Source organism: Candidatus Thiodiazotropha sp. CDECU1, from assembly GCF_963455295.1.
In the GTDB taxonomy this organism is placed as follows: domain Bacteria; phylum Pseudomonadota; class Gammaproteobacteria; order Chromatiales; family Chromatiaceae; genus Thiodiazotropha.
Window position 1 is genome coordinate 2,535,725 of the sequence record NZ_OY734020.1, and the last position, 14,745, is coordinate 2,550,469.

Genomic DNA, 14,745 nt, shown 5'->3' on the forward strand with positions numbered 1-14,745 from the left:
TTCAATCCTCCAATTCATGTTCCAGAATCTTCCCTGAGGCGGCATCGACCTTGATCTCCCATACCGCTCCCCTCCCATCGAGAATCTCTATCTCATATAGATATAGCCCTCTTTCACGTTCCAACTCAAGTTCCAGAATCCTACCCGGCTGTTTCGCCTGAATGAGTGGGATAATCTCCTCAAGGGGAAGAATGGCACCAGATTCGGTCAGGCGTCGCGCCTCTTCATAGCCCTCCTCGGCCAGAGATAGACCGGATATCACCAGCGCCATCATGAGCAATATGTTTGTTGTGGTTTTACCAATCATGCTTTCCATCTTACTCTATCAAGGAGTCCCCGAGTGTCAGAAGTATAGCTTCAACAACTGTTGAAACACACACTAGTCATCCCAGCGTCCGATGCCGGGGATATCGATTTCATGTTCATTATATGAACCCTGCAATGCTCTCTTGTGGCAGCTGTCGCAGTTGCTGAAGGATAGAGAATAAGGTATCTCATCATGTTCATGTTTGAAAAAAGCAGTTTCGGTAATCCGTTTCGGGGAAGGTGTATAGCGCAATGACCACATCACTTTATTTGGAATCTCACGATTGACCTTATCAGCCGCATTTGCAGTGAGAAAACCTTGCAACTGTGCTTGATCCTCTTCTGCCAACTCTGCGTTTTCACCAAAATGCTCATCCAGATGTTGCATCATCGAATGCCAGGATGCGGCGGGCAGAAAAACGGGTTGAAAGGGAAAATGGCAACTGCCGCACTCCTCCTGGTAAAGCTGGCTGAATTGGCTGTTGTTCAGTCTGTTTTCAGGCTTGAACCAACCACCAAACATTCGCTCTCCCCAGTCATCATCATCCTCGCCCCATTCATCACGATCGGCCATAACCATACCGGCACCTAACAGCGTAACTGCAAGTACCAGTGTGGCCGGTAACCAAAATATTCGCGTTTTCATCTTTTTTCACCTCATTAATGTCGTTGAAGGAATAACAGGAGATCACCTCTCTCCTGGGGTGTGCATACCCTTCCCCATGTCCATTTACAGTTGCGTTTGAACCATTTTTTGATCTGCTTCGGATCGGTCAGGCGTTTTGCATTGACTGACGGCGCCATCGGTTCAATCCGCTTTCCCGTCTTGATGTGTTGCCCAGGATTACCCAAATTGTCGCCATGACAATCACTGCATGATCTGGGCTTACCACTTTTTTCATCTATTACCAGACGTTGCCAGGCTTCCCGTCCCTGCTCCGCCGAGAATGGCCCGGCACCCTCGGCTTGGTAGGACTCAAGCATGCTTTCCACACTGTTCGCCTGCAGAGTCGTAGTGCCGATGAGTAGCAATGAAATTAAGATCGGTTTCATTTTCCATACCTCCGACTGATATAACATCCAGGACCTGATACCAAGCCTGATCAGATCCGTTTGCTGCCTGTGAACATGGCACGAACTAAATTCTCCCGATGTAGCAGTGAACCGAATCCCACCCCGAGCAGATGCACAAGCACCAGAAAAAGGGTGAAATTGGCAAAGAATTCATGCACCTCCTCGAAGAGTTCACTGCCATAGGCGGCGTTCGAAAAAAACACGTCGGCGAATGGGCCCGCGCCCGTGGCGCCGTAGGCAAGTAATCCGGTGAGGGTGGTTATCAGCAAGGTTATCAGCAGGGCAAGTATCATCGCGCCACCGGCGGGATTGTGTCCGACAGTGGGGTCGGCGCGCAACCGAACAAGATCTCGTAGATAAGCAATAACCTTGGCAGGAGATTTTACAAAATCATTGAAGCGGGCATAACGCGTACCCAGCAGGCCCCATATCACGCGGAATAATAACAATGCCGCGATCAGGTATCCAGCATTGGCATGCAGTTCCATCCACTCATCCTCTGTCAGCCAGGCAACCGCGAAGGCGCACACCAGGCTCCAGTGAAACAACCTGACCAGCGGGTCCCATACCTTGATTAGCTCTCGATCACTCATCGTCTCTCTCTCGAATCAGTTGTGTTGAGAGAGAGCATGGCAGAGGGAAATGAAATCAAGCTGAAAATTCTCAAGCTGACGATACAACCCTGACTGATCCGGCAAGCCACAACCTACGCGTGTAGTAATCCATGCCGCAAATGAATGCCAATCACCGCGAATAATCGCTAATCAGGTCATTTATTTGTATTTGCAAACTGGGGCAGTCAAGTCAACAGATAGATATGGATTTCATCCCTAAACTAGGGCCTGTTAACACTAATCCAATGCACTCTGTTGTGCCTGAAAAAGCGCCAATCAAGGCGCGAGGAGAGAAGTTTGGTCACTCCAAATGAACGACGAGCAACGCTGAGTGGCGCTTTTTCAGGCACAACCCGAAGGGCTGGGGCTGTTTTTCCACCCAGCGGCGTTATCATTCGCTCATGTAGCGCTGCTACACCACGCTCATTCTGCCTTGCTGGACGAAAAAACAGCCCCAGCAGAGTGCATTGGATTAGTGTTAACAGGCCCTAAAGGTGCCTATATAGGGTGATTCGTGATCATTCACGAGTATTTGTTTATGTTGAGACCAACAAAAAAATGCCCCTGCCCATACAGGCAGAGGCAGAACCTGGCAGTTTGAAAGTTGCCTGCTATGTCACTTTCAACTGCAACATCTCCTCACCATCTTCATCTGAGAGGTGGACTGCACAGGCTATACAGGGATCGAAGCTGTGGATGGTTCTCAGAATCTCCACCGGCTTTTCCGCATCCAGGAGTTGGTGATTATCCTGCAGTGCAGCCTCGTAAGCGCCGGCCTGGCCCCCAGCATCCCGTGGCCCGGCGTTCCATGTACTCGGTACCACCGCCTGATAGTTGGCGATCTTGCCATCCTCGATAACGATCCAGTGTCCCAAGGCACCGCGAGGCGCCTCCATGAACCCGACACCCTTGCACTGGCTCGGCCAGGAGGATGGCTCCCACAGGGCCTCGTTAAAGGTTTTGGTATCCCCCGCCTTGATATTGGCAATCAGCTGGTCATACCAACCCTGCATTGCATCCGCCAAAATCTTGGTTTCCAGGGTTCTGGCGGCGGTTCTGCCCAGGGTGGAGAAGAGTGCCCGCGTCGGCAGATCCAGCTTGCTCAGGGTCATATTGACCAACTCCTGGGTCTGTTCATGGCCCTTGGCATACAGCATCAAGACCCGCGCCAGGGGTCCTACCTCGACCGCCTTGCCCTTCCACCTCGGCGCCTTCAACCAGGAGTAGGACTCCTCTACGTTCAGATGGGCATAGGGGGGCTCGGGGCCGGTGTAGTTGAGTGATGTCTCACCATCATAGGGATGCAGACCCTGATCCTTGCCCTTGCTGTAGTCATACCATGAATGGGAGATGTGCTCCTGTATCTCTTCTGCGCTGTTCAGATCCAATGGATGTATGGTGGATATATCCCGGTCGAGGATGACCCCGCTGGGGAAGAAGAAACTGTCAGGATCATCCATGGAGGTGGCAGGCAGGTCACCGTAGCAGAGGAAGTTACCCAGGCCCTCGCCACGTTCGCCCCAGTCCTTATAGAAGCTCGCTACCGCCAGGGTATCCGGCACATAGACCTGATCGGTAAACTCGCGCATCTTGTTGATGACGTTTTGAACCTGAGAGAGTTTCTTGCTGTTGATCGCCGAGTCGGAGTTGAGATCGATGGCGGATGCCACACCACCCACCAGGAAGTTGGGGTGGGGATTCTTGCCGCCGAAGATGGCATGCAGCTTGACCACATCACGCTGCCACTCAAGGGCCTCCAGATAGTGGGCGACCGCCATCAGATTCGCCGCCGGTGGCAGCTTATAGACCTCGTGCCCCCAATAGGCCTTGGCGAAAATACCCAATTGCCCGGCATCGACGAAACCCTTCAGTTTCCTTTTGACATCGGAGAAATAGCCTGGCGATGCCTTCGGCCAGTTGCTGATGGATTGGGCCAATGCCGAGGTCTCTGCCGGATCGGCGGAGAGCGCCGATACCACATCCACCCAATCCAGGGCATGCAGATGATAGAAGTGCATCACATGATCATGGATATACTGAGCGCCAATCATCAGATTGCGGATCAGCTGGGCATTCGCCGGGATCTGATAATCGAGGGCATCTTCCACCGAGCGTACCGAGGCAATACCGTGCACCAGGGTGCAAACTCCGCATATACGTTGCGCGAAGGCCCAGGCGTCACGAGGATCTCTACCCTTGAGTATGATCTCGATACCACGCACCATGGTCCCCGATGAATAAGCGCTGGCTATCTTATCACCATCCATCTGGGCCTCGATTCGCAGATGACCTTCGATTCTGGTGATGGGGTCAACGACGATTCTGTCACTCATTTCTCTCGTCTCCTATCGGTACAACATTTCAGCCAAGCGCTGGAGTCTCATTCACTCTTCTCTTCGACCAGATGCTCTGCCAGCATCTCGGTCAATCCAACCACGGGGATCTCCATGCGATACTCTTCCAGTCCCTCCTCGATGATCAGCCGGCAGTTTGCGCAGGCCGTAACCAGGGTTTCCACATTCAGCTCATCCAGTTGGGTCTTCTTGCGTTTAAACACCTTGAGACGAAGTTCTTCCGCCCTCTCATTGGCACTCACGCCGCCACCGCCGCCGCAGCACCAGTTCATCTCCCGGGCATCCTGCATCTCGACAAATTCGCTGGCGACCATCTTGAGAAGATTACGCGGTGGTTCCAATACACCGCCCTTGCGTACAATCTGACAGGGGTCATGGAAGGTCAGCCGGGTCTCATCCATGCCCTCAGTCTTCAACCGACCACTGGCGCGCAATTCATCCAAAAGCTCCAGGATATGCACGACCTTGAAGTTGTAGGCTCGACCGATGAGGTTGGGACCCTCCCAGCGTATTGCGGTATAGGCATGACCGCATTCAGGACTGATGACATATTTGACCTTCAGCTTCTCAGCAGCGACCACGACCCGATTCACAAGCTCACGGGCGATATCGGAAGAGCCGATTTGAATCCCCGAGTTTGTCGCCTCGAAGGCCTCAGAACTGATGGTCCAGGTCACACCCGCCTGTTTGAAGATGCGGGACAGGGCCTCCAGGTATTCGGGGAAGTTCATAATCTCCATGGAGGAGAGCAGAGCCATGTAGTCGACACCCTCCACATCCACCGGGATCTTGATTCCGGTATCGGCCTCGACATGTTTGATCTGCGCCGCCAATGCAGGAAACTTAACCCCCATCGGACTGCCGATCGTCACTGCTCTGCGGCTGGCGCCCTTCATCCCCTCCGGTGAGTAGCCCGCAGCCACGAATCCCTCTCTGGCACGCCGGATCATATAACTCACATCATTGCCCACCGGACACACCATGGAGCAGCGCCCACACAGGGTGCAGGCGTCGTAGACCAAAGGCTCCCACTCCTCGAACAGTTCATCGGTAACCGGTTCGCTCAATCCGAGCATCGATTTCAGTTTTCCCCACAGGGTATACTCCTGCTCCCAAACTCGACGCAGGGGTTCCAGCTTGTTGATCGGTGTGTACCTTGGGTCGCCGGTCTCGGTATAGAAGAGACAGGCCTCGGCACACATACCGCAGTTCACACAACTGGAGAAGAAGGAAGCAATGGGTGCATTCATCTGTTCACGTAAGGCATTCATGCCTCGCTCAAGGGTTGCTTCGCTCATGACTGAACTCCTCTGCGACCTGCCATGGCCCCGTTATACCAACGGGCGATAAAGAAGGTGAAAGCGTGCATCAGCTTGGTAAAGGGGAATACCACCATCAAGATCTCCACGCTGAAAATATGCAGCCCCAGTACCAACGGATAGGGATCGATCATGCGGTGATAGGCCAGATAGCCCGTTATCATAGGCAGAATCGTAACCAACCAGGTCAGATAATCCTCCGGGCCACTGAGGTAACGCTTCACCGGATGGGTGAGGCGGCTGAACAGCATCGCCACCAGGGTGACGATGGTTACCGCTGCCACCGCATCCACCAGATTGCTGGCGATACCCGGCCAGCTGAGACCGATGGTGGCTTTGATCAGTTCGATGTGGGGAATGAACAGAAACAGGCTGATAAAGAAACCGATATGCCAGATATAACCGCCAACCACTGTGAACGGTGAACGGCTAAAGGAGCCCTTTTCCGGCAAGGTTCTCGTCACCACCGTGCGCAGGCCAGCCCCCAGTTCCGCTCCTCTGGGTTCTGCATAGTCGGGCTTGCGTCCCAATATCAATACCTCGAGCAACCTGACCAGAATACCGATGATCAACACGACCAGCGCAATATCAAATCCCGGCCCTCTTACCCATAGCAGAAAATCAATTGGTGTATTCATGAGCTCTTATCCAAATCATCGATAGTTACGGTTTCATGTTCGGCAGCCGCCTTGGCCTGCTTACTGCGATTGAGCGCGCCGGCCGCCGCACCGATGGCAACACCACCACCCACCACATAGGCAGCCTGTCGAATGACGTCGCTGTCGGGAATAGACAGGGCATTGTAGAAACCGCCGGCATCCCAGAAATTGGGTTCCGAGCAACCCAGGCAACCATGCCCGGCTTCCACCGGCCAACTTGCACCCTGATTCCACTTGGTGGTTGCGCATGCGTTATAGGTCATCGGACCCTTGCATCCGAGACGATAGAGGCACCAGCCCTTGCGCGCACCCTCGTCATCGAAGGTCTCGGCGAACAGGCCTTTGTCGTAGAAAGGACGCCGATAACAGCGGTCATGGATACTCTTGCCGAAGAAGACCTTGGGTCTACCCAAGTCATCCAATTCAGGCAGCGCGCCAAAAGTAAGAAAATGTGCCAATACCCCAGTGATTACGGTTGGGATGGGCGGACAACCCGAGACATTGACCACCGGCTTATCCTTGACGATATCTGCCACCGAGACCGCACCGGTAGGATTGGGCTTGGCCTGGGGCAAACCGCCGAATGCGGCACAGGTACCGACTGCAACAACAGCTGCCGCACCTGCAACCGTCTCTTCCAGGATCTGCAGATTGCTGATGCCTGCAATGGTGGAGAAGCCCGGATTCCCCAATGGGATGGAACCATCCACAACGACGATATACTTACCTTCGTTTTCGTGCATCGCCGCTTCACGCGCAGCTTCTGCCGCATCCCCGGAGGCGACCTGCAGGGTATGGTGATAATCGAGTGAGATATGATCGAAAATCAGACTCTCAACAGTGGGTGAATGACTGCGTGTCAGTGACTCGGTGCAGCCCGTGCACTCCTGAAAGGAGAGCCATATGACAGAGGGCCGCTTTGCCTGCTCGAGAGCTGCGGCAATGGCTGGCACCATCGTCGGGGGCAGCGCCATCATCGACGCGGTGACACTGCAGAATTTCAGGAAACCCCGCCTGGAGACGCCGCTGTCCCGCAGGCTCTCCCCAAGTGTTTTAGCGATAGGATTGAGTTGTTCAGCCATTACTGCTCCTCCCGCAATCGACAAGCATGCGGAATTATTTGGGATTCAGCTGTTGTTCGAGCCTGATAATCGCATCTGATATATCTTCGGGTTGAGACTGTACAATCTCAGGCACACGATTAATCTCAAGTGAGAGTGCTATACGCTCACCTGCGGCGTTGTAATGATCGATTAACCAGATACCTGGATAGAGGGTCTCGCAAATACGGCTCTTGCCCAAGGATTGAAGTTCGATACTAACCTCACCGCATCCTAGGTGACGTAACAGCTCTTCCTCGTCACCCGGGCCGAAAGGTATGGATTTAAGATCGATGGTGGTCGCCACGCCTCGCTCCTTGAGTCGTTTCAATGAGTGTAGTACTTCATACATCACTGGTATTGCATTCGAGTGATTTGCGGGGGGGTTAGATCCGTCCCTTGACTCAACCCGTACACTGATGTCTTGCAGTTTCTGCATGAGTCACATCTGCTAAATGCCTCATTGATGATCTGGGTTATATAAAGAATATCACTAAATACTGATACTATTGCTGATCTGGATCATTATTGCAGACTGAAAAGCTGATCTCAGGCAACTCAATTCTAAAAAATGCTAACCCTGAGCCTCAGGTAGGAGACCCCAGGATTTCAATATGCAGACGGCCTCCTCGATCCCCTTCTCCACTGCCGGTTGTACGCTCTCGCTCAAATGCTCACCCCAATCGAGATTCTCGGGTTCGATACCAATCAGACAACGTCGTGCCGGCAGGGTCTCGGAGAGTCGGGCGATATCGAGCAGGTCACCCAGACTCACCTCATGCACACTGGCGCGGTTACCCTGTAGATAGCTGTCCATCTCCTGGTCGTGGAAGACCCTGAGTGTGCCGGGCCTCTCCCCCATGCGGGCCGCGTCGGCGACGATCAATCCATCCGCCCGGGCAATGGGCTCCGCCAGGGTGAAACTGAGGGTACCCCCATCCAGATACTCAATACCCGGTACCTCCCCGATCTGCTGCTGCATGCGGTTCACCAGCTGAACACCTATACCCTCGTCACTCAACAGGGTATTTCCTATACCGAGGATCAACACAGATTCGATTGACAAAAACGGTCTCCTTGGGAGAATGAAATAGCTGGCTGTGAATAGTGTCTATTATTTAAGACAAGCTGGTTGGCAGCCGAAACAAAAAGCATACCTTTAAACCAAGGATATATCATGTGCCTGGGCATACCCATGCAGATCAAAAGCATAGACGGCTTTACCGCACAGTGTGAAGCAAAAGGCATTCAGCGGGAAGTGAGCCTCTTCATGCTGCAGCACGAAGAACTCAGGCCGCAAGACTTTGTCGTCGTACATGTGGGTTACGCGATACAAAAAGTCACCCCGCAAGAGGCACGATCCGCCTGGGAGATCTATGACGAGATGCTGGCGAAGATGGAATCTCCGCCGGATGCATGAGTTGTCTGTTTGCCAGGCGATGTTGGCACAGGTCGAGGCGATTGCCGAGCGGGAACATGCCAGTCAGGTTGACCGAATCGTCATCCAGATCGGCCCCCTCTCCGGCGTGGTACCGGAACTGCTGCAACAGGCCTTCACAATCGCCCGAGCGGGCAGCATAGCCGCCGAGGCCGATTTGGAAACAGCGGTGCAACAGGTACGGGTACGTTGTCAACAATGTGGCGCCGAATGTGATGCATCGGTGAACAGGTTGATCTGCTGTGAATGCGGTGATTTCCGCACCCAACTCATCAGCGGGGATGAACTCCTGCTCGCCAGTGTGGAACTGACACGGGAGGATGACAATTGAGTGGTAACTGTAAATCGAAATTTAGGAGCATATTCTGATGTGCGATACATGTGGCTGTAACATCACCGAAGGCAATCGGCATCTCATTGAAGAGGGCGGCAAGCATGCCCATGCGAAGGATGGCAGCGTAGCCGTGGAGGTGTTACAGAATCTGCTCAGCGAGAACGACCATCAGGCCACCCACAACCGTGAGCATTTTGACCGTCACCAATTGCTGGCGATCAATCTCATGTCATCCCCCGGCAGCGGCAAAACCCGTCTCTTGGAAACCACCATCGACAAACTTGGGCAAAAATATCGGATCGCGGTTGTGGAAGGCGATTTGGAGACAGAGAACGATGCGGAGCGCATCCGCAAAAAAGGCGTGGCGGCCGTGCAGATCACCACCGGTACAGCCTGTCATCTGGATGCGCATATGATCCACCAGGCCCTGCATCGGATGGATCTGGATGAAGTGGACATCCTGTTCATAGAGAATGTGGGTAACCTGGTCTGCCCGGCCAGCTTCGACCTGGGACAGCATCTGAATATCACCCTGCTCTCCGTCACCGAAGGGGATGACAAGCCGATTAAATACCCGGTCATCTTCCGCGCCGCGGATCTTGTGCTGCTCACCAAATCTGATCTGCTCGCGGTGATGGATGAGTTCAGTCCCGAACGGGCCGAGCAGGCGGTCCGCCAGCTCGCCGTTGAGGTGCCGGTCACCCTGACTTCGGCCAAGTCGGGAGAGGGCTTTGAAACCTGGCTCGCCTGGCTCGAAGAGCAGATCAAGTTACACAAAGCGAGGCGCGCACAGGGTAAAACTCTAAAACCGAACCTGCAGCCTGAAGGCGCTAAATTACACGCTGGTGAAGGCTAGGGCCTGTTAACACTAATCCATGTGTAGCCTATGTCGATAAGCGCAAAATCCTGGCTGCAGCAGCTACATGCCCTGCCGTTGCGGGAGCCGATCAAGATCATGAATGTCTGCGGCGGGCATGAGCGATCCATTACCCAGGCTGGATTGCGGGGCGCTCTACCGGATCAGATAGAGCTGATACCTGGACCCGGCTGCCCTGTTTGCGTCTGTCCCGAAGAAGATGTCTATCAAGCGATGCAACTGGCGCTGCAGGAACCGATCACCCTGGTAGCCTTTGGCGACATGCTGCGGGTGCCGGTGAATGTCAGCAAGGGAGAGCCCCGCTCCCTGGATCAGGCCCATGCCGCGGGCGCGGACATCCGGCCCATCGCCTCCCCCATGGAGGCGCTGCAAATTGCTCAGGCCGCTCCCGATCGGGAGGTGGTCTTTTTTGCCGCCGGCTTCGAGACCACCACGGCACCTGTGGCGTCGTTGCTGGTCGAGGGTATACCTGACAACCTCAGCATCCTGTTATCGGGTCGACTCACCTGGCCTGCTGTCTCAATGTTGCTGAGTGGCGAGAAACCGGGTTTCAATGCCCTGGTCGCACCCGGTCATGTCGCCACCGTGATGGGGCCGGAAGAGTGGTCATTCGTCGTGGAGCAGCACCATATACCGGCCGCGGTTGCCGGTTTTACACCAGAGAGCCTGTTGGCGGCCACCTACTCTGTGATCAGGCAATATCTGGACGATCGGCTTTTTCTCGACAACTGTTATCCTGAATTGGTCAAGCCCGGCGGTAACCCAAGCGCCAAGGCTCACCTGCAACAGGCGCTGGATGTGGTCGATGCCAATTGGCGCGGGATCGGCATCATCCCCGGATCCGGTTTTGGGTTGAACAAGGACTACGCACAATGGGATGCCCGCAGGCGTTTTCCCGACTACGACACTCCCGAGCGAAAGCGCAGTGGTGAGATGCCCCCTGGATGTGATTGCGCTGCCGTGGTGCTTGGACGGAAATATCCGAACCAGTGCCGACTCTATGGCGAGGCCTGTACCCCGAGGACACCCATCGGGCCCTGCATGGTTTCCGATGAAGGCGCCTGCCGGATCTGGTGGAGCGGTGGGATCAGACTTCGCGAACAAGCATAGATCGCCAATCATCTGATATCGAATGAAACTCACCTACTAATTTTACGGTCTATAATAGCTATATTACTTACTGTTTTGCTGGGTTTTAGGATGAGAAGAGTCGGGCAGAAAATAATGCAGTGGATCGCTGAGTGGTTGACCAAAGAGAGCCCACCATCCACCTCGCCTTTATGTGATTTCAATCGTCTAAGTTATGAACTTAGGCCCGCCGATGTGTTATTGGTCGAAGGACGCAGCAGGGTCAGCAATGTGATCAAGACCATCACCCAAAGCACCTGGACCCACTCTGCTCTCTACATTGGGCGTATCTACGATATTCGGGATCCCAAGCTTCAGCAGCGGGTACGCATGGCCTACCAAGGGGACCTCAGTGAACAGCTGATGGTCGAGGCCCTGCTGGGAGAAGGTACGATCATTGCGCCACTCTCCAAGTATCGGAATGATCATCTGCGTATCTGTCGTCCCTCAGGAATAGAGCCGGAGGATGCACATAAGGTCGTCGCCCATGCGGTCCGTCATATCGGCTTTGACTATGACGTTCGTCACCTGCTCGACCTGGCCCGTTTCTTCTTCCCCTGGAACATCCTGCCCAGGCGCTGGCGCTCCAGCCTGTTTGAGCATAACGCCGGTTCACCGACACGTACCGTCTGCTCCTCGATGCTGGCTTCCGCCTTCAATAACGTGAATTTCCCGATTCTGCCTTTCATCGACCGGGATGAAGACGGCAGTCTGCGATTCTTCAAGCGTAATCCGCGACTCTTCACACCCAAGGATTTCGACTACTCACCCTATTTCAACATCATTAAATATCCCTTTCTCGGTCTGGATGATCTGGGTGTCTACCGTCGCTTGCCTTGGGGTGATGACAGCATTCTCTACAACGACAATGAGCGTGCATTCGCTGCCGCAACAAAAATTGACGAGGCAGATCAGCCCGATGATGAGACCGATATAAGCAAGGAGCTTAACAAGCAGAACGAGAAACAAGCTCAACCTCAGGACGATGAGGCGGCTGATCAGGTAATCAACACAATGCGCGGGGCAGACCGATGACGCTGCTAGGATTACTACTCTTATTACTGATGCTGTGGGGATTGGCCTACGGTTCCGCGGGGGCGATTTTGTGGATGCTGTTGCCGCCCATACTTCTGATCAGCTTGCAGTTGGCGGAACTCATGAATCCCTTTGGCGCACTCCCCCTATGGCTGATCTACGCCACCACGCTCTTCTTCTACCTTAAACCACAACTGCGCCGCCGCTGGATCACCAGGCCTCTGCTGACCACCTTCCAGAAGGTGATGCCTTCCATGTCGACCACCGAGCAGGAGGCACTCAACGCCGGGAGTGTCTGGTGGGATGGCGAACTCTTCTCCGGACAGCCTGACTGGAGCAAGCTGCTGCGGCAACCCCAATGCCATCTGACCGCCCGGGAGGAGGATTTTCTCCAAGGCCCGGTACAAACCCTGTGCGATATGCTCGATGATTGGCATATCACCTACGAACGCAGAGACCTGCCTCCGGAGGTCTGGCAATTCATCAAGCAGTCCGGCTTTTTCGGCATGATCATACCCCAGACCTATGGGGGTCTCGGCTTCTCCGCCTATGCCCACTCACAGGTTGTGTTGAAGATCGCCAGCCGCAGCATCACCGCGGCAGTTACCGTCATGGTACCCAACTCGCTGGGGCCGGCTAAATTGCTGCTGCAATACGGTACGGATGAACAAAAGATAAACTATCTCGAGCGACTGGCCACTGGCGAGGAGGTACCCTGTTTTGCCCTGACCAATCCCCATGCCGGCAGCGATGCGGGCGCGATACCGGATATCGGGCAGGTCACCTATGGTGATTTTGCAGGCAGCCAGGTACTCGGTATCAGGCTGAACTGGGAAAAGCGTTATATCACCCTGGCACCGGTTGCGACCCTGATTGGTCTGGCATTCAAACTCGAGGATCCCCAACACCTGCTCTCAGACAATCCCCAGCCCGGCATCACCCTGGCCCTGATTCCCCGCAATACCCCCGGGGTGGAGATAGGATCACGCCACATGCCCCTCGACATACCCTTCCAGAATGGCCCCATAGAAGGACGTGACGTGTTCATCCCATTGAGCTGGGTAATCGGCGGTAGTGACGGCGTGGGCAAGGGTTGGCAGATGTTGATGGACAGTCTCTCCGAAGGGCGTGGCATTTCACTCCCCGCACTCTCCACGGCAGCGGCCATGGGCGCCAGCCGCTACACCGGCGCTTATGCCGCGGTACGCACCCAGTTCGGCCAACCCATAGGCCATTTCGAGGGGGTGGAAGAGGCCCTGGCAAGAATAGGCGGCCTGACATATCAAATGGACGCGGCGCGAAAACTCACCCTCGGCGCATTGGATAGCGGTGAGACACCCTCCGTCATCTCAGCCATCATCAAATACCATCTTACCGAGCGCTACCGTCAAGCAATCAACGACGCCATGGACATCCAGGGCGGCAGTGGTATCTGTCTCGGCCCAGATAATCTTATCGGCAGAGGCTACCAGGCAATACCCATCGCAATCACCGTTGAGGGTGCCAACATCCTTACCCGCAGCATGATCATCTTCGGCCAAGGTGCGATACGTGCTCACCCCTACATTCTCAAAGAATTCGAAGCGGCAGAGAATCCCGATCCGGAAATAGCCCTCACCCGGTTTGATGAGGCCCTATTCAGTCACATCGGTTTTGTGGTCACAAATCTTGCCCGCACACTCTGGTTCGGCATCACCCATGGACGGCTTTCAGCGAGTCCGAAAAGCGGGGCGTGCAAACCCTACTTTCAGCGCCTGAACTGGATGGCGGCAAGCTTCGCCCTCACCGCCGATGCGGCGCTGATGACCCTCGGGGGTTCGCTGAAGCGCAAAGAGCGCCTCTCGGCCAGGCTTGGGGACCTGCTCAGCAACCTCTATATTGCAAGCGCATGCCTGAAACGCTATATCGAAGAGGGAGAACGTCAAGACGACCTGCCGCTCATGCGATGGGCCCTGGACGACTCACTCTATCGCTTTCAACATGCCTTGCGGGGCCTGTTACGTAATATGCCGTTTCGACCCCTGGCTTGGCTGTTGCGACTGGTGGTGTTTCCCACCGGACTCCCATTTCACAAACCCACTGACAGCCTTGACCACCAGGTTGCGCGTACCCTGTTGAGCCCAAGCGAGACCAGGGACCGGCTCACACAAGGTATCTACATCACCGAGGATCAACAGCAACGTGCCGGTCAGCTGGAACAGGCCCTGTTCGCAGTGAATGCAGCAGCCCCTCATGAAAAGACCTTGCGTAGAGCAAAACGAGCCGGTCAACTCAAATCCCGTGATATACGCAATCTGATCGCAGAAGCCGTCTCCCTTGGAATCTTGAGTGAGAGCGAAAAAGTGGCCCTGGAAGAGGCGGATCGTCTTCGCAGACAGGTCATTCAGGTGAATACCTTCAGCCATCTTGGCAGCTTGACATCAGAGAGTAGCAAGGCAACCTCCAAGATCTCCAAACTCAACAAACGGGGTGTTGCTTGAGGGGTAAAGATTTCCATACCGGTTCAA

General features: G+C 54.6%; 16 protein-coding genes. 6 read left to right on the forward strand and 10 right to left on the reverse strand.

Annotation, left to right across the window (positions count from 1 at the left end):
* Nucleotide 1: 1 nt before the first annotated feature.
* From R2K28_RS11525 to R2K28_RS11570, 10 genes are all read right to left on the reverse strand, one after another.
* Nucleotides 2–307 carry a PepSY domain-containing protein gene (locus R2K28_RS11525; protein ID WP_316364476.1) on the reverse strand — a complete coding sequence of 102 codons (306 nt, stop codon included), beginning with the start codon at nucleotides 305–307 and terminating at the stop codon, nucleotides 2–4.
* A 72-nt stretch (nucleotides 308–379) separates the two neighbouring features.
* Nucleotides 380–952 carry a hypothetical protein gene (locus R2K28_RS11530; RefSeq protein WP_316364477.1) on the reverse strand — a complete coding sequence of 191 codons (573 nt, stop codon included), beginning with the start codon at nucleotides 950–952 and terminating at the stop codon, nucleotides 380–382.
* A 14-nt stretch (nucleotides 953–966) separates the two neighbouring features.
* Nucleotides 967–1,359, reverse strand: a complete 393-nt coding sequence (locus R2K28_RS11535) for a DUF1924 domain-containing protein (protein ID WP_116446553.1) — start codon at nucleotides 1,357–1,359, stop codon at nucleotides 967–969.
* Nucleotides 1,360–1,409: 50 nt separating this feature from the next.
* The gene (locus R2K28_RS11540) at nucleotides 1,410–1,973 is read right to left on the reverse strand and encodes a cytochrome b/b6 domain-containing protein (protein ID WP_316364478.1); all 564 of its coding nucleotides are present in this window, start codon (nucleotides 1,971–1,973) and stop codon (nucleotides 1,410–1,412) included.
* Between the two features lie 632 nt (nucleotides 1,974–2,605).
* The gene (locus R2K28_RS11545) at nucleotides 2,606–4,327 is read right to left on the reverse strand and encodes a nickel-dependent hydrogenase large subunit (RefSeq protein WP_316364479.1); all 1,722 of its coding nucleotides are present in this window, start codon (nucleotides 4,325–4,327) and stop codon (nucleotides 2,606–2,608) included.
* 47 nt (nucleotides 4,328–4,374) lie between these two features.
* Complete coding sequence (locus R2K28_RS11550; protein ID WP_316364480.1) at nucleotides 4,375–5,646, reverse strand: (Fe-S)-binding protein; 1,272 nt, start codon at nucleotides 5,644–5,646, stop codon at nucleotides 4,375–4,377.
* Nucleotides 5,643–6,305, reverse strand: a complete 663-nt coding sequence (locus tag R2K28_RS11555) for a hypothetical protein (RefSeq protein ID WP_116446549.1) — start codon at nucleotides 6,303–6,305, stop codon at nucleotides 5,643–5,645. The genes R2K28_RS11550 and R2K28_RS11555 overlap by 4 nt, the downstream gene beginning before the upstream one ends.
* On the reverse strand, nucleotides 6,302–7,408 hold the full coding sequence (locus tag R2K28_RS11560) for a hydrogenase small subunit (protein WP_316364481.1): 1,107 nt from the start codon (nucleotides 7,406–7,408) through the stop codon (nucleotides 6,302–6,304). Before R2K28_RS11560 ends, R2K28_RS11555 begins: the two co-directional genes overlap by 4 nt.
* A 34-nt stretch (nucleotides 7,409–7,442) precedes the next feature.
* Nucleotides 7,443–7,778 (reverse strand): hydrogenase expression/formation C-terminal domain-containing protein, encoded by a 336-nt coding sequence (locus R2K28_RS11565; RefSeq protein ID WP_316364482.1) that lies wholly within the window; start codon nucleotides 7,776–7,778, stop codon nucleotides 7,443–7,445.
* A 222-nt stretch (nucleotides 7,779–8,000) separates the two neighbouring features.
* Nucleotides 8,001–8,492 carry a HyaD/HybD family hydrogenase maturation endopeptidase gene (locus R2K28_RS11570; RefSeq protein ID WP_316364483.1) on the reverse strand — a complete coding sequence of 164 codons (492 nt, stop codon included), beginning with the start codon at nucleotides 8,490–8,492 and terminating at the stop codon, nucleotides 8,001–8,003.
* 111 nt (nucleotides 8,493–8,603) lie between these two features.
* Between R2K28_RS11570 and R2K28_RS11575 the strand changes: the two genes are divergently transcribed.
* The 6 genes from R2K28_RS11575 to R2K28_RS11600 all read left to right on the forward strand — a co-directional run bounded on the left by R2K28_RS11575 (nucleotide 8,604) and on the right by R2K28_RS11600 (nucleotide 14,718).
* Nucleotides 8,604–8,846 (forward strand): HypC/HybG/HupF family hydrogenase formation chaperone, encoded by a 243-nt coding sequence (locus R2K28_RS11575; protein ID WP_116446545.1) that lies wholly within the window; start codon nucleotides 8,604–8,606, stop codon nucleotides 8,844–8,846.
* Entirely contained in the window at nucleotides 8,839–9,195 is a 357-nt protein-coding gene (hypA, locus tag R2K28_RS11580; protein ID WP_116446544.1) for a hydrogenase maturation nickel metallochaperone HypA, read from the forward strand. Before R2K28_RS11575 ends, hypA begins: the two co-directional genes overlap by 8 nt.
* A gap of 37 nt (nucleotides 9,196–9,232) precedes the next feature.
* Nucleotides 9,233–10,054 carry a hydrogenase nickel incorporation protein HypB gene (hypB, locus tag R2K28_RS11585; RefSeq protein WP_316364484.1) on the forward strand — a complete coding sequence of 274 codons (822 nt, stop codon included), beginning with the start codon at nucleotides 9,233–9,235 and terminating at the stop codon, nucleotides 10,052–10,054.
* A gap of 30 nt (nucleotides 10,055–10,084) precedes the next feature.
* The gene (gene hypD / locus R2K28_RS11590) at nucleotides 10,085–11,185 is read left to right on the forward strand and encodes a hydrogenase formation protein HypD (protein ID WP_316364485.1); all 1,101 of its coding nucleotides are present in this window, start codon (nucleotides 10,085–10,087) and stop codon (nucleotides 11,183–11,185) included.
* 114 nt (nucleotides 11,186–11,299) lie between these two features.
* Nucleotides 11,300–12,238: a YiiX/YebB-like N1pC/P60 family cysteine hydrolase gene (locus R2K28_RS11595; RefSeq protein ID WP_316364486.1), complete on the forward strand. Its 939-nt coding sequence runs from the start codon at nucleotides 11,300–11,302 to the stop codon at nucleotides 12,236–12,238.
* Nucleotides 12,235–14,718: an acyl-CoA dehydrogenase gene (locus R2K28_RS11600; RefSeq protein WP_316364487.1), complete on the forward strand. Its 2,484-nt coding sequence runs from the start codon at nucleotides 12,235–12,237 to the stop codon at nucleotides 14,716–14,718. Before R2K28_RS11595 ends, R2K28_RS11600 begins: the two co-directional genes overlap by 4 nt.
* Nucleotides 14,719–14,745: the final 27 nt, after the last annotated feature.